The organism is Cardinium endosymbiont cEper1 of Encarsia pergandiella (genome assembly GCF_000304455.1).
Classification (GTDB): Bacteria; Bacteroidota; Bacteroidia; order Cytophagales; family Amoebophilaceae; genus Cardinium.
In genome coordinates this window covers 312,819-333,770 of the sequence record NC_018605.1, presented here as the reverse complement: position 1 = coordinate 333,770, position 20,952 = coordinate 312,819, and the positions used below count along the sequence as shown (strand labels likewise).

The following is a 20,952-nucleotide window of genomic DNA, read 5'->3' as shown; positions in this document are numbered from 1 at the left end:
TTTAAACGATAGCATATTGATGCTATCCTTGAAAAAAAGATTTAATCCGATCAAAAAAGCTTTCTTCTTTCTTATTTGGTTTAGGTATAAAGTTGGGCGATCCTTGAAGAGAAAGTAGCATCTCTTTTTCTTCTTTTGTAAGCTCTTGTGGGATCCAAACTTGGATAAAAACCAACTGATCTCCCTTTTTGCCATAACCATTTATATCTGTAATACCCTTCCCTTTTAATTTAAAGACCTCGCTAGATGATGTTCCAGGTGGAATTTTAAGCCGCACTTTGCCATATATAGTAGGGACTTCCATTTCGCAACCTAGTGTAACATCTATAAAGCTAACGTGTAAAGTATAACAAATATTATTGCCTTTACGTTTTAAAAGATCGTTTTCTTCTTCGTCTATTTGGACAATCAAACTACCTGATGTACCCCCACGGAGTGGGGCATTGCCTTTGCCACGTAAGGTTAGCTCCATATCTTTTTTTACCCCCTTAGGTACTTTAAAGGTAATAAGATCTTCTATAAACTTTCTTCCTTCTCCTTGACAATCACTGCAATATGTTTTAATACGGCTACCCGTTCCCGTACAGTGGCTACAAATAGCTTCTGTAAGCATATTCCCCAGCATCGTTTGGGTCGTTTTACGAACCACACCTTGCCCTTTACAGGGGACACATTTTTCTACAGAAAGTCCATTTTCTGCTCCATTACCGCCACATGCTGCACAACTTGTATAACGTTTTACTTTAATTTTTTTTTCGGTACCTAATGCAACCTCTTCAAGATTTAGTTTGATTCTTATGCGTAAGTCTTCGCCACGATTAGCAGTACGTCGTGTTCTTCTTCCGCTATTAAAAAAACTACCAAAAGGAGAATCTTGAAATAGATCATTCAAATCACCTTCAAAAATATCATCGTCATAAGACCTGCTTCCTCCTTGGTATCCACTTGTACCAAATTGATCATATTGGTGTTTTTTCTCTGGGTTACTTAGGACATCATAGGCTTCTGTAGCAGCTTTAAATTTCTCTTCTGCTGCTTTATTGCCTGGATTTTTGTCAGGATGGTATTGCATGGCTATCTTTCGATAGGCCTTTTTAATGTCTTCTGCAGTGGCATTGCGTTCTACACCCAGAATATTGTAGTAATCTTTTTCCATTTATACTCCAATTATAACTTTAGCAAAACGTAACACATATTCATTAATTAGGTATCCTTTTTCTACTACTGTTACAATTTTTCCTTGCATTTCCAGATTATCTACTGGTTGCTGCATAATTGCTTCATGCAGGTCAGCATTAAATACACTGCCTTGTTCTATGGCTATTTCTTGTACACCATACTTTTTTAAAAGTCCACATAATTTATCATAAATTAGTTTGATGCCTTCAAGATCTTGAACGACTGCTTGTCTACCCTGTAAGGCCATTATACATCGCTCAAAATCATCTATAATTGGTAAAAGTTCTTTTAGTGTTTGCTCGTTCGCCTTATCGGTAAGGGCTATGCGTTCTTTGGCCGCACGCTTCTTAAAATTATCAAATTCAGCATAAAGGCGAAGGTATTTGTCATGTGTTTCCTTTAGTAGTGATTGCAGCTGCTGGAATGAACTTATATCAGGATTCAATATTTGCTTATCTGCATCATCTAGTCTGTCAGCTGACTGACAGCAACCCATATGCAATTCTGTTTCGTGTGGATTGCCACAATGTATTTGATTTTCGACCTCTTGTCGGCCACAGCAGCATGGTTCCATACTTTCTTCGCCACTACAGCAACATGACTGACTGGTTTTGGTCCCTCCGTTGCAACAATTTGTTTGGTTTGTATCTACTTCCGATGAGCAGCATCCTGTTTCGCTTGTATGTGTATCTTGTAACTTCATGCTTTATATGTTATTGAATATGATGAGATGACCTCATGATTGAAATATAAAAGTTAAAAGTAACCGTTTGAATTAATGCTAAATGGTTATGCAATTTTTTTGCCAAATGCTTTTAATAGTGTCAATTTGTCATATCAAACGACACCCCGCTCTGGATATTTGCCCAGTATGTTTCGGTAAAAACTTTGAATATTTGCTATATCCTTTTCTATATTACCTGTAGGATAGAAAGTTGGACCAAACCCCATTTCTTTTTTAGCATAGTGTATATATCCTAAAATAATTGGAACATTTGCTGCTTCGGCTAATCTATAAAATCCTGTTTTCCAGCGTTTTACATAGCTTCTTGTACCTTCGGGTGCAATTGCTAGTACAAGCGCATCTGCACTATTGAGCATTTCTGCCATTACAGCTACCATATTGGTGTGGTTGGTTGTTTTATTTCTATCTATTGGAATAGCACCCAGCTTTTTCATTAGGTAGGAAAGTGGAAAAAACATTACTTCTTTTTTTATGGCAAATCTAATCGTTACATTAGGATGGCTAAGTTTAAATAACATGCCATAAAAAAAATCCCAATTACTAGTATGTGGCGCCAATGCCATTATTGCTTTTTTACAAGTCGTTGGATGCGTTATGTTGTTGATTTTCCAGCCTAAAAACTTAATAAGAACCATTGCAGATTTTTGGATCCAACTCCCTGCTGACTTGTTCGTGCTATTTTTGGAAGTCATGATGTGATGCGTTTCATTTGGATCAACCAGAACGGTATTGGGTGAAATGTCATATAAAAACTTTACCTTAGGATTCGGTACACTGCTACAAAATTCAATTGTTTTGGCTTAATGTTATCGCTTTTATCTTGTTTTCGATAAAAAAGAAAAGTACTTACTCAAAGCTATTAAAATTAATTTAAATATGATATGTACCATCCATTCAATGACATGGTCATGTTGACTATTTTTATGATGATTTATTGTTTATGAAAGAAAAAAATGGTAAAATTGTAATGGTTATAATCCTCCTTAGCTCAGTTGGTTAGAGCATTTGACTGTTAATCAAAGGGTCGCTGGTTCGAGTCCAGCAGGGGGAGCTTAGGCTATAGCAGGTCTTTAAATCGTATTTTGTCTTCAGTGTTTGTAATAGACCAGGAATGAATTTTCTTTTGCAGCAATTTGAGACCTACCTTCGTTTACAGTGTTTACTGGCCAACCATTCTATCAAAGCTTATCTTTCTGATGTAACAAAATTCACCCAGTTTTTTTTGAATAAAACAGTCACACCGCTAACGGCTGACAGCGCTCATATTCAAGAATTTTTAGCCAAACTACACCACGTCGGCATAAAGGCTACCAGTCAATCGAGAATGCTTTCTAGCTTGCGTCTTTTTTATAAGTTCTTATCCTTGGGTCACCAGATCACTAAGGATCCCACTAAGATTATAGAAAGTCCTCATTTAGGGAAACATCTACCATCTATTTTGTCTACATGGGAAATTGAGCGGATCATTAATGCGATAGACCATTCTACACCAATCGGTGTACGCAATCGAGCCATCGTGGAAACACTGTATGGTACAGGGATACGTGTTTCTGAGCTGATCTCTTTGAGGTTAAGTCATATCTACTTCCAAGAAAATTTTATACGTGTAATTGGAAAAGGTGATAAAGAACGTTTGATACCTATTGGTGCCATGGCACTAAAACATATTAAACTTTATATCGAGGGAGTGCGTGCCCATATGGACATAAAACCTGGATATTTAGATATTTTATTTTTAAATCGACGCGGAAAGAGCTTGACTAGGGTAATGATTTTTTTAATGGTACAGGCACTTGCTCGAAAAGCCAAAATCGATGTAGAAGTAGGGCCTCATATTTTTAGACATTCTTTTGCTACACATTTAATAGAGGGAGGTGCACATTTACGTGCCATACAGGAAATGTTGGGACATCGTTCGCTTACCACTACCGAAATATATACCCATTTGGATAGAGATTATCTTAAACAAATCATGCAAGATTGTCACCCAAGAAGTCGCCTAAAACGCCACAATACGTAATGTGGGTCCTATAAATTCAGTTTTAAAACCATAAAACTATAGAAAACAATTTTCTTATTTTTTGCTCCGATTTTTTCGCGGTACTATACTTCAAAGGGATAAAAATGAATGCAATAGAAGATTATTTTATAATTTTTCAAAATGTTATTTAAATTACTTTTGGAATTGATGTTTATAGATTATGAGTTCAAATATTGATCGCTATGCATAAGTGCTTTATCCCTATAATATTCTTTTTACTAGCTAATTTTTCAATTGTAGAATTTGAAAATCAGAATATTAATTTTATTAATCTTTTAAGAGATATACCCATTACAATCGTTGCACCTGCTTCAGGTGTCAATAAAAATGAGTTAACTACTTTGAAAACCATCACCTCATTGCAATTAAATATACCAAATGGATCCTTTGATCAAAGCCGATCTATTTTTCATTCTAATAGTGATGAAGTAAGATTTAAATACCTAAAGGATGCACTGTTTGATAGCACCAATCATGTAGTATGGACATTAGGTGGAGGATATGGTGCTGCTAAGTTGATACCTGCTTTGCAGAAATTAACGATACCTGCCAGAGATAAATTTTTTATAGGATATAGTGATATAACTGCGCTCCATATTTTCTTTACACAAACATGGGGTTGGAAAACCATTCATGGCAGTGGAATAGTTGAAATACTTAAAAGTGATAAAAAACGGGCTAATTTTACAAAGATAGCTGAGATCATTTGCGGAAAAGTTAAACAGGCTACAGTTGATCAACTATTTCCAATTAATGCAGCAGCGCGATCTATCCATACTGTAAATGGTAAGCTTACAGGTGGTAATATAACGGTGTTGCAAACAGGTATTGGTACAACCTGGCAAGTAAAGACAGAAGGGAAAATTCTTTTTCTCGAAGATACCCAAATAAAAGCTTATCAACTAGATCGTACCTTACTGCATTTTAAACAAGCTGGTCTGCTAAAAAATGTGAAAGCCATAATATTTGGCCATTGTGGCACCGATAATAAAGATATTATCACAACACTGAATCAATTTGCATCTATTTTACCTATCCCAGTCTTTAAAACAAATAGGTTTGGACATGGAAGCACAAATGATCCGATTATTTACAATACCATTAGTCAAATTGCTCTTGTCCAGGACGGTAGCTTTAAGCTGAGTATGCAAGTATAAATTTTCCGAATACTTAAAGGAAATTAAGATTTAGTACAAAATATATCGTTATACAGAAACCACTGCTTTAATAGCTGGATGATGCAGGTAATCTAGCAATGTAAAATCCTCATAAACAAAACTAAATAAATCTGTTTCCCGTTGGCTAAGTTGCATAGTAGGCAATGGATAAGGAGAACGTTTCAGTTGTAGCCTTGCTTGTTCCAGGTGATTATAGTATAAATGTGCATCACCAAGTGTATGAATCAACGTGCCAGGTTTTAATTGGCACACTTGCGCCATCATCATCGTAAGGAGTGCATAAGAAGCAATATTAAAGGGCACTCCTAAGAAAACATCCCCACTGCGTTGGTAGAGTTGACAAGATAGTCTCCCATTTGCTACGTAAAATTGAAAAAAAGCATGACAAGGTGGCAATGCCATTTTAGAAATTTCACCCACGTTCCATGCACTTACCAATAGCCTACGTGAATCAGGATTAGTTTTAATTTCCTTTATCATCTCGCTTATTTGATCAATTTTTACACCTGTTGCTGTAGGCCAGCTCCGCCATTGGTGCCCATAAATAGGGCCTAGTCTTCCCTCCTTGGAGGCCCATTCATCCCATATGGTAACGCCATGTTGTTGTAAATAACCTACATTTGTATCTCCACTTAGAAACCACAGTAATTCATAGATAATAGAGCGTAAGTGCACTTTTTTAGTGGTAAGCAGAGGAAATCCTTCTTCTAGGTTGAACCGCATTTGGTAGCCAAAAAGACTTTTTGTCCCCGTTCCAGTCCTATCTTTTTTGTCAACTCCTTCTGCTAAAATATGTTGTAGTAATGTTAAATATGGTTTCATGGTATGAGGCCGTTGCTATAGATGGTTGTTACGTCAATTCTAGAAAATATTCTTATACGTGAGTCCTGGATTATAATATTTTTTAATTTGATAATCAAATATAAAAATATATTTTATATAGTTATATAAAAAATATATGTATGTAAATTATTTTGGTTATCAGGTTTTTATGTTATAAACTACTTGATACTTAATACAATCAAATAAAATAGCTATAAGGCTTTAGTAATAAAAACTAGTAAAACAACCATATTAATTTACTTTAAATCAGTAAAATACATCCGAAACACATCTACCTGCTAGGGTAAAATATCTATATAAAAGACTATAATTTTTACTATCTGTAAGATCAAATATTAACTTCTATATCCAACCTAGCATAGATTAAACCAACGTTTTGACAGCCAATGCATTGGTAAGTTCTATAAATTCAGCTACACTTAGTTCCTCTGCACGTTTATGCAATAAACCGGCATAACATCTCTTTGATAGGTTCAACCCAGCCAGTGCATTTTGTAATTTTTTTCGACGGTGCTGAAATCCTCTTTTTACTATTTGAAAAAATAGCAGTTCATCACATGGCAGTTTTTGTACATCATTGCGGTGCATGGTAATAACCGCAGAATCCACCTTAGGAGGGGGAGAAAAACGATCAGGTGGCACTGTAAAATGGTATGCGATAGTATAGAACGCTTGTAAAAGCACACTAAGCATACCATAGACCTTATTACCTGGTTTAGCAGTGATGCGTTGTGCTACCTCTTTTTGAAACATGCCTACCATTTCACCTACTACATTACGGTTATCCAAAATTTTAAACAAAATTTCAGAAGAAATATTATAAGGAAAATTGCCAATAATCGTTAACCGTTGCCCTTGAAACTGTTCTGTTAGCGGCAGCTTTAAAAAGTCTGCTTCTATGATCTGATCACTTAAAGAGGCATATTTCTTTTTTAGATAGGGTATAAGGTCACCATCTACCTCTACAAGGTATAAATGAGCAATAGCCTTGTGACGCAATACATCTGTTAAGCTTCCCTTACCCGGTCCAACTTCAATTACAGTACCTCCTAAACTGTCATCTGTTAATAGATTGGCTATTTGACTCGCTAAAGCTAAATCTCTTAAAAAATGTTGACCCAATGATTTTTTAATTCTTATAGAGGTTGACATATTGGTGTACACTAAGGAGCATTGATAAATTCTTTAATTTTCTTACGCAAAGCATGTTGGTCTATAGCTTGCGATTTTTTCAGTAAAAACTTCAATAACCAATTATACTTTTCCAGAAGATTTTCGTATTTCTGCTCAAGTTGAAACAATTCTATACGGGCATCATCTGGAAGCGTTCTATCTGAATTCATTTCAGGAAAATGTACCGCAAAATTATAGTGCAATACCTTTCCCAAGGTCAATATAAAGTCATAGCTTAAATTTTTCTCTTTAAATCTGTTGTAGAGCGTATTTCTACTTATACCTATTTTTTCAGCTAATACTGAAATAGAGATACCGCTTCTTCTTACTACATTTTCAATAATTTCTCCTCTATGTTGCATCTGACATTGGCAAATTAATAAGTAAGAAAAAACATGATGATGAGGTCCTTCCCATTGATCTTTATGTTTAAATATTTTCAACATTCAAAAGAAGTACCCTGTAATTGTAAATGGAAACCATATAGGCAATATAAATATTTGGCACTTTATTTTAAATAAAATCTTAATACAAAAATTATACATAATTTAACTTTTTTAAAATAATTTGGGCTAAAATGTCCGATACATCCATTATAGAAATAGATTTGTTTAATTCTTGTTGCATAGATGTTACTGCTTTAGGTATACCACAGGGTATAATTTGATCAAAAGGGGCCAGTTCATTATTTACGTTTAGGGCCAGTCCATGCATGGTGATCCATCTGCTTACCCTAATTCCAATAGAACAAATTTTTCGGTCAAACGGTTTGCTATTTTTATCTGCTTTTAACCATACACCTGTTAAACCAGGTAAGCTAGTTGATGGAATATTGAAATGGGCCAACATTTCTATAACAGATGCTTCAAGTAAGCGAAGATAACGGTGTATATCTCTGAAAAAAAAATCTAAATCAATAATAGGATAGACTACCAATTGGCCCGGCCCGTGATAGGTAATATCTCCGCCTCTATTTACATGATATAAGGTAATCTTCTGTGTTGCTAAGGTAGCTGCATCCACTAATAGATGGTTCATAGATCCCCCTCTGCCCAAGGTGTATACGGGAGGATGCTCACAAAAAAGCAAGTAACTAGAAGCTACTGGTTGCCTAGATGGATCTACCGTAGCACGTGGATGTTTTTGATCAACCATGGTTTTATAATAGACCTCCTGAATCGCTAACGCTTCTTTATAGTCTATTAAGCCCAAGTGTTTTACCATTATTACTCTATTTTGTACCATTTATCCTATTTTTGGTTACTGATTTGAATGTACTTCCTTGTCATTAGATAAGCGTTGTTTTGAAAGACGCAACTATATTATAGACATTTTATAGATATTGACTTAACAAAAAGTAGATAGATCCTCTATAAAGATTTACACTACTTTAAACAACTAGAACTGATATCATTTAATAGATCGCCCTACTTAATAATAATTGGATAAGAAACAAAAAGTATTATATTTGTCTTTGATAGAAAAAAGCTAATGAAGTATTCCCTTATTCAAAATCTAATTTATTGGTAGATAGGTTTAATCATAAATTAACTAGAAAAGTCTAAAGGCGTTCCAGGTGTTAGTATCACAACGGACAAATGCAGTCTTTCTAAATAACTCTTAATCAAATGAACAAAATACAAGAAAACTATACATTTTCAATGATTAAGCCCGATGCAGTTCAAGCCAATCATATTGGTGCCATTCTTTCCATGATTGAAAAAGCAGGTTTTTCCATAGATGCCATCACTATGCTTCAGTTAACACCAATTGTTGCGGAACATTTTTATGCCGTCCATTCAGATCGTCCTTTCTACAAATCTTTATGTGCATTCATAGCTTCTTCCCCTGTAGTAGTTATGGTTTTGCAAAAAGAGAACGCTGTAGCAGATTTACGGAGACTAATGGGCGCTACTAATCCAGTAGAAGCCGCTGAGGGTACCATTAGAAAAATATTTGCTACTTCTATTGACTATAACGCTATTCATGGCTCAGATTCAGATGAAACAGCTGCATTAGAAACTTCTTTCTTTTTCCCTGGCTGTGACCTCCTTCTGAAAAAAGCCTCTACTACATAGTATGTCAATAGTCAATACATCCTTTATTTAGCAACTAAACAGGTCGATGGTTTGGTAAGGCTTTTCCTCCTTTGTGCAATTTAATTTTTTTTGGATAAAAACTTATTTCATCTTTAATTCGATCTTTTACGCAATCATATCGATCCCATTCATTTGCAATAAGTTGCTCGTTCAGTAATCAGCTACACCAGTCAATTGTTCTTCAATGGTGTCCTTTGTGCTTTGGCAAATTATTAGTGATATGTTTCACGTGGAACATTTTTAAATTTATGGTACTTGAATATGATATTATTGTAGTAGGTGGTGGCCATGCAGGTTGTGAAGCTGCTACAGCTGCTGCGAAATTAGGCGCTAAAGTTTTGTTGGTTACCATGAGCTTACAGACAATTGGTCAAATGTCTTGTAATCCAGCTATGGGAGGTATTGCAAAAGGGCAGCTTATTCGGGAGATAGATGCCTTAGGAGGATTCTCTGGCAGTATAGCAGATCAGTCGGCTATTCAATTTAGAATGTTAAATACCTCAAAAGGGCCAGCAATGTGGAGTCCTCGAACACAAAATGATCGAGGCTTATTTTCAATATATTGGCGCAGGGCGCTTGAATCATTGCCAAATCTAGATTTTTGGCAAGATATGGTGGTCTCATTGCTAGTAAAAAATAGGCAAGTACAAGGTATTCAAACTGCACTAGGTATTAGCATAAAGGGTCGTGCTGTAATTTTAACCAATGGTACTTTTTTAAATGGAATCATCCATATTGGTGCAAAAAAAATGGCTGGTGGTCGTTCTGGAGAAAAAGCTGCCACGGGTATAACCGAACAACTGCAAAAACTGGGTTTCCAAACAGGAAGAATGAAAACAGGAACCTCACCCCGTGTAGATGGTAGAACATTAGACTACAATAAAATGGAAAAACAACCAGGCGATCCTGTGCCAGGTACCTTCTCTTTTTTAAATACTTCCCCGCTTATAAAGCAAAAAAATTGTTATATTACCCATACCAATCCAACTGTTCACAACCTTATTAAGGATAATTTAGCAGATGTTCCCATCTACAATGGGCAAATTCAAAGCACAGGTCCTCGTTATTGTCCTTCTATTGAGGATAAGGTGTATAGATTTGCAGATAAAGAGCGCCATCAAATTTTTATAGAGCCAGAAGGATGGCATACTATTCAAGTCTATGTAAATGGACTCTCTACTTCATTACCAGAAGCTATTCAATTAAAGATGCTAAGGGCCATCACTGGATTTGAAAAAGTAAAAATGATCTGCCCTGGTTATGCTATTGAATACGATTATTTTCCTCCTACACAGTTGTACTATACACTGGAAACCCAATTGATTCAAAATTTATACTTTGCAGGGCAAATCAACGGAACAACTGGTTATGAAGAAGCCGCCTCTCAGGGCCTAATGGCAGGGATCAATGCCTATAGAAAGATGCATGAACTTAGTCAAATAGTATTCAAGAGATCTGAGGCTTATATTGGCGTCTTAATAGATGATTTAGTGGGCAAAGGAACAGAAGAACCTTATCGAATGTTTACATCACGGGCTGAATTTCGCATTTTACTCAGACAAGATAATGCAGATTTACGTTTAACAGAATTGGGCTATGCGATAGGATTGGCTGATGAAGAAAGACTTCAAAGGGTATATAAAAAGAAAAAAGCACTGGTTTCTATCTTTGATTTTTTAAAAAAATGGAAAATACAGCCAGAAATAATTAATCCAATCTTAGCAGCACAAGGTGCAAGTTTAATAGATATCCCACAATATGCTGATGGGTTGCTAAAAAGACCAGAGGTTGATTTGAATGATCTGCTTCAATTGGACAAACAGCAAAGCAATGCACTATTTACTTATGGAGAAGAAGTATTGCAACAAGCGAACATTCAGGTTAAATATGAAAATTATTTTCAAAAAGAAAAAGAACTGGTAGAAAAAATGGAACAATTGGAACATTATACGATTCCACTTGATTTTAATTATACAAAACTTAAAGCAATCTCTGCAGAAGGATTAGAAAAGCTTCAAAAAGTAAGACCTGCTACCTTAGGGCAAGCTTCACGCATAAGCGGTGTGCGTCCGGCTGATATCTCTATTTTAATGGTTTATTTAGGACGGTAATCAAAACAGTTATATCCCAAAAAAACAAAATAAATCTATCGGCTTGGTTATATTGCTGCAAAGATGGAACGTATAGCTTAATAAGCGTATAAAGCAAGTCGTACATTTTTAAATATACTTTTTTGATATATTTTATTTTTTTCATAGATTATGGATTAGCACATCATATAATGTGGTAATCATACGGTAATAAAATCCGTTTATGGTTTATTCCTTATTATTTTCTTTGGTATATATTAAATATTGGGTTTGTTTTCTTAGTTGCGGAGTTCCTCCTGTAATCAAGGAGTAAAAAATAAAGATTTGGGGCTATTTATATATAATTTGTAAAATTTATGCGAATAAATCGCAGTATAATATGGGAAAAATCGTAGCGATTGTAAATCAAAAAGGTGGGGTTGGTAAAACAACTACTGCTATAAACCTAGCAGCAAGTCTTGCTATTTTAGAAAAAAAAACCCTTCTGATTGATATTGATCCACAGGCAAATGCAACTTCTGGTGTGGGCATTAAGCCAGAAGAAGTAGCACATAGTATCTATGAATGCATTGTAGAGACTGTAGATCCCAAGCTGTTGATTCAATCTACCACTATACCCAATCTAGATCTTTTGCCTTCCCATATCAACTTAGTAGGTGCAGAAGTAGAGATGGTGAGCTTTAAGAATAGAGAAGGTCGCATCAAATTAGCCTTAAAGTCCATAACGCCCATTTATGACTACATCATAGTAGATTGTGCGCCCTCTTTAGGCTTAATCACCATCAATGCACTTACCGCTGCAGATTCTTTAATTATACCGGTTCAGTGTGAATACTTTGCATTAGAGGGGTTAGGAAAGCTATTGAATACAACTAAAATTATTCAATCTCGCTTGAATCCTAACCTCGAAATAGAGGGCATATTAATGACAATGTATGATGCAAGGCTTCGTTTGGCCAACCAGATTGTAGCAGAAGTCAAAAAGCATTTTCAATCCATGGTTTTTGAAACGATTATTCCAAGAAATATTAAATTAAGTGAGGCACCAAGTTTTGGTATGCCCGCAATTATTTATGATGCAGATAGTAAAGGTGCGGTTAGCTATCTTAGGCTTGCTGAAGAAATCACGGGTGGCGTTAGAAATAATAAAACTGACTAAATTATGGAGCCTATAAAGGGAAATCGCGTGTTAGGTAGAGGGTTAAGCGCCTTGTTGCAAGGTGCCCATACAGAAACAGCTCCTAATACTTTTGACCATTTTTTTAAAATGATCCAGATTGGATTAATTGCTACCAATCCTTGCCAACCTCGACAAGATTTTAACCAAGAAACACTTAATGAATTAAGTGCCTCCATAAAGTTACATGGAATTATACAACCGCTTACCGTTCGAAAATTAAACAATCACACCTATCAGTTAATAGCTGGTGAAAGACGCTTGCGTGCAGCTAAATTAGCAGGCTTAAAAGAGGTCCCTACTTATATACGTTGTACGGATAATCTCCATATGCTAGAGGTTGCACTTATTGAAAATATCCAACGTGATGCATTGAACGCAGTTGAAATTGCGTTGAGCTACCAGCGTTTGCTGACAGATTGCAAACTTACACAAGAAGCATTAGCCGAACGGGTTGGAAAAGATAGAACCACTGTAAATAATTACCTTCGCTTGCTTAAATTGCCACCTGATATTCAAATTGCGCTTCGAGACCAAAAAATTTCTATGGGTCATGCAAGAGCGCTGATTAATTTGCAAACACCAGAAATACAGTTAAGTTATTTAAAAAAGATACTACAAGGTGCGCTTTCCGTACGAGAAGTCGAAAAATTGGTGCAAGACCTTTCTGCCATTGGCCATTTGAAAAAGCCAACTACTAAAGTACAACTTAATCCTTCTTTTAAAAGAAAGTTACAAAGCACAACGCATCAATTAAGCCAGCAATTTAATACAAAGGTAATTATTAAAGCAGATACACAAAAACAAGGAGAAATTAAGATTATGTTTGATTCTGAGGAAGAATTAGGAAGAATTTTGGCTATTATTTCAAGTATAAAATAAGAATGAAACGGGTTTTTCATTTTTTTTTAAGCGTAATGGGATTTTTTTATTTCCCTTACCTAAGTTGGGCTGTTGCCTCACCGGATAAATCCATTCTATGGAATGTGGCCAACCACCCCATTAGGCCCTTATATGTTCATACATCTAATCCTCTCTCTTCTGAAAAGATAGAGGAAATACCATTATGGTCTAAAATCATGCGTACGGAAGCCATGGTACAACGCGCCTGGATTACTTCTATGGTGTTTCCTGGCTTAGGGCAAGTTTATAATAAAGATTACTGGAAATTGCCCTGTCTTTACTTGGGTTTTGCTTTGGTTGGTTATAAAATCTACTCAGAACATCAAGGAATGAACGAACATAGACGAACCCTTCTTCTTGGAGACGATCCATTTAAGCCAGTTCGTGAGTTTACCCAAAAACGTATTCGGGAATGTGAACGCACGCGTAATCTATTTATTATAATTGCGAGTGCTTGGTATATATTGAATATATTTGACGCTTATGCGGGCGCACATGATAAAACAGTGAATTTTATAGATGATATTGGGACTACATCAACTGATTTACCACAAAACGAACACCTGAAATAAGTGGTTCTGTTGCTTGTACATAGAAAAATTAATAATCTATGCGACGGACTTAGTCTGATTATAGCTACGGTTCTATGGATACTATGAAAATTTCTTAAAAATCTATGGCGCACTTTTGGGGTGTGATGCCACTTGTTTCGTAGCCCTATCTGCTGCTTTGAGTTGAGCAGTTACTTTGGACTTTTTTTGCTTGGCAACTGCAATATTGTTTTTATTTTTGGATTGCTGAATCATAGAGTCCAAAGTAGCTTTAGCTTGTGTGAGATTCCCTAACATTATGTAATTGTCCGCCATGAGCAAAAAGGCTCTATCTATATAATGTATATTATGTGGATATTTTTCTACTAGATCAAATAAAATATCTAAAGAAGTGGTATAAGCTTTTCGTTTAAATGCTGTATGGGCCAATAGATATTTTGCCTTTGATGCGGTAACGGTATGCAATGGCTGACTAGCTTTTAAAAAATGGCTTGCCGCACGTTTATATTCTGATCGCTGCATGGCTATTTTGCCTAGATAAAGCGCAGCCTGTTGGATGGTTTCAACTGGTGCATCCTTAGGGCTATTCAACAATTGTAAACAAGCTGGTGTCGTAATTTGATATTTTTTTAGGGCAAAACTAGCTTTTATAAGCCCCATTAAGGTATGATGATATTCCTTGTTGGTCAGTTCCATCTTCTGTAATTTTTGGTAATGGGTAATGGCTTCTTGAAACCGCTTGCCTTGGTAAGCTAGATTGGCCATTCTTAACCATGCTTTTTTATGGAAAGTAGTTTGAGCTATTACCTTTTTATAATAGTGTGTAGCTGGACCCTGCTTTTGCAGCCTATAATAGCTTTCTGCCATTAAAAAATAAGCTTCTGCAAGCCACTGACTAGAAGGATATTCCTTATCAAAAGCAGCCAGTTTTTGCAATACTTTATGATACGTCTGATTATAAAAGAGCTGTTTGGCCGCACCAATGGTCTGCTCATCGGAATGGCTAGTCAGTTTTTGCCTTATATGGGCATACTTTTTTAAATATATATCTGATTTTTCAGGGCTTCCTTGCGCAGCAAATAGGTTGCATAATGCCATTAAAGCACTTTCTGCATGGAGGTGAGTGGGATATTGGTCTAAAATCGCCTGATAGTCTGCAGCAGCGGATTCATATCTTTGAAGATTTTCATAAGCAAGTCCTCGTTTGATTAATAACTCTGGTTGTAAATCACTGGTTGGCTGCCGTTGGATAAGGTGGCTAAATGATTGAATGGCTGATTCATAGTGGCCTGCGTTGAATATAGTACAAGCTTTATGATAGCATGCTTTTTCATAATACTTAGTCTCTGTATGATGTATAAATATTTCTTGTAGGCAACGATCTACCTGCAGTTTGTCTCCTAATATCTGGTAAATCAGAGCTTCTTGGTAGCGAACATGGGCAGGATGATAGGTATACACAGTTGCATAGAGCCTAAGCGCTTCCTTGTAATCTTTCTTTACATAATAACAATCAGCCAACCGAAGCATGGCATCATAGTGGGTAGCAGCAGGCTGTTTTTGGGTAATCGTTATGTAGGATTCAAAGCTTTGGGCTGCCGTGGTGTAATGGCCCGTGTTAAAGTAACTATAGGCTAATCCATATAGGTTTTTTGCATAATAAAGTGTATTTAAATCATCTTCTTGCCGATATTTTTTATAAAATTTTAAAGCTTTTTCATATGCACCAAGGGAAGAAAAGGCTTCTCCTAACCAAAACTGGGCTTGTACTACCAAAGCGGATTTAAAAGGGAAAAGTAGCGATTGCTTTAAGTATTGTATGGCAGTATCAAACCTATCTGCATTGTATGCTGCTAATCCTTCATAAAAGAGTGCTTTTTGGTATAATTTTAAGAGTGGTTCTGTTTTATAGGGCAGTTCGGCCATATAGTATATGGCCCGTTGATAAGCCCTTATTTTGTAGTAACAGGTTACCAGTAAGGCTTGTGCAGCCGAAAGATTTTTACTATCAGGTCGGGCTTGAATAAAAGCGGTCATTGTTTCTATAACCTCTGCAATGGCGCCCTGTTGGTAACGTAAGCCTGCACCTTTAATAGCTGCTAAATCGCTTATATCTGGATCAAATTTTAGCCGTGCAGCTTGGACAAAAGCAGCTACTGCCGCTGGAAGGTTACCTTCTTTTTCATAGATTAGCCCACTATAGTAGGCAGCAATTTGACCGGCATGATCCTCCTTTGCTAACAATTGCTGAAAACAAGTTTCTGCTTGAGGGTATTGTCCTGTTTTATATAACGCATGGCCCAGCTTAGCCGATGTCATACGGGTGGTATCTTTATCTAAGGCTGCCTGATAGTGGACAACGGCTGCTTGATATTGTTTGAGAAAAAAGTAGGCATCCCCAATAAGAAGGTGATCTTGTTTGTTAAAAGATGAAGCCGGACAACCCTGTACATAGGCTAACAATGATGAAAAGTTGCCTGCTTTATGGTATACCTTTAACATCAAACTTTGGGCTTCTTGTCTATATTTTTTGTTGGCTGCTTGTAATGCAACTAGTGCACCATCATAATTTCCTTGCTGAAAAGCTATATAAGCCATCTGTAGTTGTGCAGGGTAATAGTAAGGATGGTTTTTTTTGTTAATAGCTAAAAAGCTTTTTTTTGCATTTTCCCAATCCTTTAATTGCAAATAGGTATCTCCTATCGCATATTGAAATGCTTCGCGTGTTTTAGGTGTTAAGCGATTTGGATTAATATTTTGATATAGGGTGAGGCTTTTATCCCATAAACCTGCTTGCGCAAAACAATGGGCCAAATGATAACGCACAGTTTCTACATGTGGACTGGTAGGATGCTTTACTATAAAATATTGTAACAGCATGACTATATGTGGATCTTTGTTTTCTAAAGCAGATAATACTAAATAATAGGAAGCTTCTTCTTGCTTGTATTTTTTGGATGGCTGGTTTGCATAGGTTTCACAGTACTTTTGAGCCGCTGCATATTGCTGTTCGTTAAAGTGCATCAGCCCTTGATGAAAGATAGCCTTTGGAAATGCGACAGACGAATCATTGGTTAAAGCGCATCCTTTATAAGGGGTAGTCATTAAGAAAATGGCCATTGCGATAACCGCATATATTGATTGTATCATAAGTATATTAGGTTGAAAGTAAACCACTGCTCCGGTAACAGTTTTTGTACTATAGCAAACGGGTCAATGTGCATATACCACTAAATAGCATAGAAAGCGTCTATAATGGGCTGCATGTATAAAAATAGTTTGTACATGCTATAGCTCCAAAATAGGGATTTCTATTTTATCTTACTACGCTAGCATAGCTATTTTACATTTTGTGTGCAAAATAGCACCTACTGAATAAAACTTATTGGCTTTTTATAAGCCAATTTAAGGATGCATTAATTTAAAAATTAATTCTTTCATGATTTGGTAATCATCCATGTTGGAATTAATGCCTTTTAACTGTAGATCCGCTTGATGGAGGTAGGTTATGTTATCAATGGTTTGGTGCAATGTATACTTTTGAACCGCATCAAGGTACCCTTTTATAAAATAGGGATGTATATCAACTTGTTGCGCAATCTTAGTGGGAACGGTTTCTTTGGTTTGGTGCAATACCAGTAGCTTAGCAAAAAGATTGTATAAAATGGTTACAATGGGCAACGCAGCATGGTCTTTCCCACTAGATGCACAAATGCCAATCATTTGGTAGCTTTTGGGATAATCTTTCTGCATAATGGCTTTTTGTAGTTCAAATACATTGAAAGGCTTGTGCAGCCCTATATAGGCTTCTACAATACCATCGGTAATCGTACTGTTTGGGATAAGGTTAATACGTAACTTATGGAGTTCACTAGCTATTCTTGTTAAATCATTACCTATATAGGCTTCTACTAAGCAAACTGCTTCTTCTGTGATAGACAGCTGAAGGTTTTGTACAAAGGACTTGATAAAACCAGGCAATTGTGCATCATATAGTTTTTTACAGGTAATCAAGATATTGTGTTTGCTTAACGCTTTTCCAAAACTACTTCTTCCATCTATTGTTTTGTATTTGTGTGCAAAAACCAATAGAGTAGTAGGTTGTGGATGTTGCACATAATGTAATAATAGCTGTTGGCCCGTAGCGTTTTTTAAGTCTGCCATCTCTTGTGCTTCTTTCACGATAACCACTTGTAACCTAGCGTCCATTGGAAAACGGCGTGCTTGGGTAAGCAGTGTAGCCATGCTACATTCTTTTCCATAGACAATGGTTAGATTAAAGTTTTGTTCAGCTGGCGTCAGTAGTTTTTCTTCGAGGTATTGGGTAATTGCATCGATATAATATACTTCTTCTCCTTGTAAAAAATAAATAGGGGTATAGCTATTTTTTTGCAAATCTTCTAGAATCTTTTGTGGGGACTGCATGATATGGTTGATTTTTATATTTAAAAACGAACTATTTTTTTACTTTTTAAGTGATTATAATCGCCCTATGCTTTAGGATTGCCCGCTGTAACTTTAAGCGGGCTGCAATATACCATCTTCTAGCAATAAGATTTTATCTACAATAGTTGCCAATGATTGGTTATGGGTTACCAAAACGAAAGTTTGCTTTAGCCGCTTAGAAAGATCTAAGAAAAGCGCATGTAGCATTTCTCCATTTTTGGAATCAAGATTACCACTGGGTTCATCAGCAAAAACAATAGATGGGTCGTTGATCAATGCCCTGGCCATAGCGGCACGCTGTCGTTCTCCTCCCGAAACAGCCTCTGGTAAGTGGTTTTTTCGATGGCTAATGCCGAGTAAATCTAAAAGGTGATTGGCTTTTTCAACTACTTCTTTTTTAGAAAAGGCGCCAATATAGCCCGGCATACAGATGTTTTCAAAAAGTGTAAATTCGGGTAAAAGGTTATGAAACTGAAAAACAAATCCTATTTTTTTATTTCTAAATGTAGACAATGCAGGCCCTTTCAGTCCTATAAGATCTACTCCATCCAGTGTTAAAAGGCCACTATCTGGCCGCTCTAATGTAGATAAAAGATGTAATAAAGTAGTTTTTCCAGCTCCAGAGGGGCCCATAATGGCCACCATTTCTCCCATATGGATGGATAAATCGATCTGTTTGAGGATTTTATATCCATGATAAGATTTACAGACTTGTTTGGCTACAAGCATATATATGCATAATATTTTGTATTTTTGGTTTAACGTTTAAAACCTTAGCTGTAAAAATAGGTTGTAAATATATAAAATTTTGGTCACGCGCTCGTAGTTCAACCGGATAGAACGTCGGATTTCGGCTCCGAAGGTTGAGGGTTCGAGTCCTTCCGAGCGCACAGTTTGAATGATAGAGAAGCGATGACTAGTCTAATGGATCATATGCTCCGCTTAGCGAAATGAATCTTCATCGACCAATCGGATATCTTTTTGAATATGATGCCGTGCCAATAGATTGGCTACTAAAGCGATGCAGGGGAAAATGATACCTATTTTATAGCTGCTATCTCCATCTGGTAAATAGGCAGCATTAGCCTTGTTAACCAACATCCAAATACCCCCCCCTAGTACCATTAATAGCAAGGTGATATGTGTAGTTAAATGGAGTTGTAATTTCCTGTGGTTATGCCGCATCATGGCATACACTGCTGTTCCCATAAGGTAACAGCAGTATAAAGCGCAACAACCATAGGGAAATATAATACATTGATCTGTAGAAAGAATAAGCGCATAGGGCTTGATGGTACAAATACGGTCTAAGCTTACCTTTACCCAAACTGAAACATTAAAAAAAGCAGCGATGGAAATACAGACTATACCTAAATAAAGCGATTGGACTCTTTGAATCATATGCAATGGTATAAAAATAGAGACAGCTAGGAAGGTTAAATAGCGATGCGCATAAGCCATACATCCAAAGACTTGACTTTGATTTAGATAATTGACTAATACCTTCGATTAGACTATTTAGACTATTAATGTATAGTTATGTTACATCTACATGTAACCTTATTTACATACAAAACCCTATATGCACTAGCGGAACGATTTTGCTATCTTAATTTCAGACAGAAGCGGTCTGGACGGGAGTCGAACCCGCGACCTCCTACATGACAGGCAGGCATTCTAACCAACTGAACTACCAGACCGTAAAATTTCTAAGAACTTCTACGTGTGAAATACAAATTTAATGTATAAATTATTATTTATCAAAACTAATAATCGTTTTATGTACGAAAATAATTGCAAGTTCAAACTGTCTCATGTAAATTCACAGCATAATAATGAATTTATTATCATAGCATAGTGTGGATGGGTTTAACGATAAACCACCCGATAAATGGCTATATAATTTTTAAATCTCCATATACCATGACCAAATCAGAAGTAATTTTAGCAATCGCTCGGAAAACAGGGATTGATAAAGAAGATGTTAAAAATACGATTGATGAATTATTTCGTGTTATTCAAGATGCTGTAATAGATGATCATCGCGTACATTTTAGTGGTTTTGGTAGTTTTTCTAAAAAGAAACGTGCTAAAAAAATTGGCCGTAATATTAGTACCAATACAGCTATTGTTGTAGAAGAACACTATATTCCATTTTTTAAGCATTCTAAGTTCTTTGCAGCAAAAATTAAAGCCGCTGGTGCTACATAACCTTTATAAGGAAGCTATATAGATCCGCCATTATTATATTGATAGACATGGTATTTATTCAGCTCAAGGCGTCTATTAAATAATAAAATAGTATCTGCTTTACGCTTCCAATGCTTTCCAAATTTGCAAAGCGCTATCGCAAAAGAACATTAAGTGTTAGATGTTGCTTTTTAGTTGGTTAGTTGCCTTGATGAAGTAAAAGGTGGTATGAATATAGTGCGTCTCTTAGGTGCTAAAACCCATAAGTAAACCCGATTGGCTTTACTAGTTCTTATGGTATATCTATATCCAATCACCTGTAAGCATTACCTTTTTA

General features: G+C 36.1%; 19 protein-coding genes and 3 tRNA genes. 10 read left to right on the top strand and 12 right to left on the bottom strand.

Going from position 1 to position 20,952, the window contains the following annotated elements; all coding sequences use genetic code 11:
* Window positions 1-22 precede the first annotated feature (22 nt).
* The 3 genes from dnaJ to AL022_RS01475 all read right to left on the bottom strand — a co-directional run bounded on the left by dnaJ (window position 23) and on the right by AL022_RS01475 (window position 2,616).
* Window positions 23-1,156: a molecular chaperone DnaJ gene (gene dnaJ, locus AL022_RS01485; RefSeq protein ID WP_014934477.1), complete on the bottom strand. Its 1,134-nt coding sequence runs from the start codon at window positions 1,154-1,156 to the stop codon at window positions 23-25.
* Window positions 1,157-1,882, bottom strand: coding sequence for a nucleotide exchange factor GrpE (locus tag AL022_RS01480; protein WP_014934476.1), 726 nt, complete (start codon window positions 1,880-1,882; stop codon window positions 1,157-1,159).
* Window positions 1,883-2,016: 134 nt separating this feature from the next.
* Entirely contained in the window at window positions 2,017-2,616 is a 600-nt protein-coding gene (locus AL022_RS01475; RefSeq protein ID WP_014934475.1) for a 1-acyl-sn-glycerol-3-phosphate acyltransferase, read from the bottom strand.
* A gap of 285 nt (window positions 2,617-2,901) precedes the next feature.
* On the opposite strand from AL022_RS01475, the gene AL022_RS01470 reads away from it, so the two are divergent.
* The 3 genes from AL022_RS01470 to AL022_RS01460 all read left to right on the top strand — a co-directional run bounded on the left by AL022_RS01470 (window position 2,902) and on the right by AL022_RS01460 (window position 5,122).
* Window positions 2,902-2,975, top strand: a tRNA-Asn gene (locus AL022_RS01470).
* Between the two features lie 60 nt (window positions 2,976-3,035).
* A complete protein-coding gene (locus tag AL022_RS01465) occupies window positions 3,036-3,944 on the top strand; it encodes a tyrosine recombinase (protein ID WP_014934474.1) in 909 nt (302 codons plus the stop codon).
* Between the two features lie 203 nt (window positions 3,945-4,147).
* Complete coding sequence (locus AL022_RS01460) at window positions 4,148-5,122, top strand: LD-carboxypeptidase (RefSeq protein WP_014934473.1); 975 nt, start codon at window positions 4,148-4,150, stop codon at window positions 5,120-5,122.
* Window positions 5,123-5,170: 48 nt separating this feature from the next.
* On the opposite strand, the gene AL022_RS01455 is transcribed toward AL022_RS01460, so the two are convergent.
* From AL022_RS01455 to lipB, 4 genes are all read right to left on the bottom strand, one after another.
* Window positions 5,171-5,965 (bottom strand): thymidylate synthase, encoded by a 795-nt coding sequence (locus AL022_RS01455; RefSeq protein ID WP_014934472.1) that lies wholly within the window; start codon window positions 5,963-5,965, stop codon window positions 5,171-5,173.
* A 384-nt stretch (window positions 5,966-6,349) separates the two neighbouring features.
* Complete coding sequence (gene rsmA / locus AL022_RS01450) at window positions 6,350-7,138, bottom strand: 16S rRNA (adenine(1518)-N(6)/adenine(1519)-N(6))-dimethyltransferase RsmA (protein ID WP_014934471.1); 789 nt, start codon at window positions 7,136-7,138, stop codon at window positions 6,350-6,352.
* An 11-nt stretch (window positions 7,139-7,149) separates the two neighbouring features.
* Entirely contained in the window at window positions 7,150-7,521 is a 372-nt protein-coding gene (locus AL022_RS01445; RefSeq protein WP_083851405.1) for a helix-turn-helix domain-containing protein, read from the bottom strand.
* A gap of 175 nt (window positions 7,522-7,696) precedes the next feature.
* Window positions 7,697-8,404 (bottom strand): lipoyl(octanoyl) transferase LipB, encoded by a 708-nt coding sequence (gene lipB, locus AL022_RS01440; RefSeq protein ID WP_014934469.1) that lies wholly within the window; start codon window positions 8,402-8,404, stop codon window positions 7,697-7,699.
* Window positions 8,405-8,787: 383 nt separating this feature from the next.
* Here lipB and ndk point away from each other — a divergent pair, with 383 nt between their 5' ends.
* The 5 genes from ndk (at window position 8,788) to AL022_RS01415 (ending at window position 14,000) form a co-directional block, all read left to right on the top strand.
* Window positions 8,788-9,237, top strand: a complete 450-nt coding sequence (gene ndk / locus AL022_RS01435) for a nucleoside-diphosphate kinase (protein ID WP_014934468.1) — start codon at window positions 8,788-8,790, stop codon at window positions 9,235-9,237.
* 269 nt (window positions 9,238-9,506) lie between these two features.
* Window positions 9,507-11,369 carry a tRNA uridine-5-carboxymethylaminomethyl(34) synthesis enzyme MnmG gene (mnmG, locus tag AL022_RS01430; RefSeq protein WP_014934467.1) on the top strand — a complete coding sequence of 621 codons (1,863 nt, stop codon included), beginning with the start codon at window positions 9,507-9,509 and terminating at the stop codon, window positions 11,367-11,369.
* Between the two features lie 358 nt (window positions 11,370-11,727).
* The gene (locus tag AL022_RS01425; protein WP_014934466.1) at window positions 11,728-12,507 is read left to right on the top strand and encodes a ParA family protein; all 780 of its coding nucleotides are present in this window, start codon (window positions 11,728-11,730) and stop codon (window positions 12,505-12,507) included.
* A 3-nt stretch (window positions 12,508-12,510) separates the two neighbouring features.
* Window positions 12,511-13,407, top strand: coding sequence for a ParB/RepB/Spo0J family partition protein (locus AL022_RS01420; protein ID WP_014934465.1), 897 nt, complete (start codon window positions 12,511-12,513; stop codon window positions 13,405-13,407).
* A 2-nt stretch (window positions 13,408-13,409) separates the two neighbouring features.
* On the top strand, window positions 13,410-14,000 hold the full coding sequence (locus AL022_RS01415; protein ID WP_014934464.1) for a DUF5683 domain-containing protein: 591 nt from the start codon (window positions 13,410-13,412) through the stop codon (window positions 13,998-14,000).
* 102 nt (window positions 14,001-14,102) lie between these two features.
* On the opposite strand, the gene AL022_RS01410 is transcribed toward AL022_RS01415, so the two are convergent.
* The 3 genes from AL022_RS01410 to AL022_RS01400 all read right to left on the bottom strand — a co-directional run bounded on the left by AL022_RS01410 (window position 14,103) and on the right by AL022_RS01400 (window position 19,154).
* The gene (locus AL022_RS01410; RefSeq protein WP_014934463.1) at window positions 14,103-17,129 is read right to left on the bottom strand and encodes a tetratricopeptide repeat protein; all 3,027 of its coding nucleotides are present in this window, start codon (window positions 17,127-17,129) and stop codon (window positions 14,103-14,105) included.
* Window positions 17,130-17,384: 255 nt separating this feature from the next.
* Window positions 17,385-18,404 (bottom strand): DNA polymerase III subunit delta, encoded by a 1,020-nt coding sequence (gene holA, locus AL022_RS01405; protein ID WP_014934462.1) that lies wholly within the window; start codon window positions 18,402-18,404, stop codon window positions 17,385-17,387.
* A 93-nt stretch (window positions 18,405-18,497) separates the two neighbouring features.
* Entirely contained in the window at window positions 18,498-19,154 is a 657-nt protein-coding gene (locus tag AL022_RS01400; protein WP_014934461.1) for an ABC transporter ATP-binding protein, read from the bottom strand.
* Window positions 19,155-19,241: 87 nt separating this feature from the next.
* On the opposite strand from AL022_RS01400, the gene AL022_RS01395 reads away from it, so the two are divergent.
* A tRNA-Arg gene (locus AL022_RS01395) sits at window positions 19,242-19,315 on the top strand.
* 52 nt (window positions 19,316-19,367) lie between these two features.
* Here the strand turns inward: AL022_RS01395 and AL022_RS01390 are convergent.
* Both AL022_RS01390 and AL022_RS01385 read right to left on the bottom strand, forming a co-directional pair.
* Window positions 19,368-19,886 carry a DUF4293 family protein gene (locus AL022_RS01390; protein ID WP_014934460.1) on the bottom strand — a complete coding sequence of 173 codons (519 nt, stop codon included), beginning with the start codon at window positions 19,884-19,886 and terminating at the stop codon, window positions 19,368-19,370.
* 165 nt (window positions 19,887-20,051) lie between these two features.
* Window positions 20,052-20,125: transfer RNA gene (locus AL022_RS01385), tRNA-Asp, on the bottom strand.
* A 223-nt stretch (window positions 20,126-20,348) separates the two neighbouring features.
* Between AL022_RS01385 and AL022_RS01380 the strand changes: the two genes are divergently transcribed.
* Window positions 20,349-20,636: an HU family DNA-binding protein gene (locus tag AL022_RS01380; RefSeq protein ID WP_014934458.1), complete on the top strand. Its 288-nt coding sequence runs from the start codon at window positions 20,349-20,351 to the stop codon at window positions 20,634-20,636.
* Window positions 20,637-20,952 lie beyond the last annotated feature (316 nt).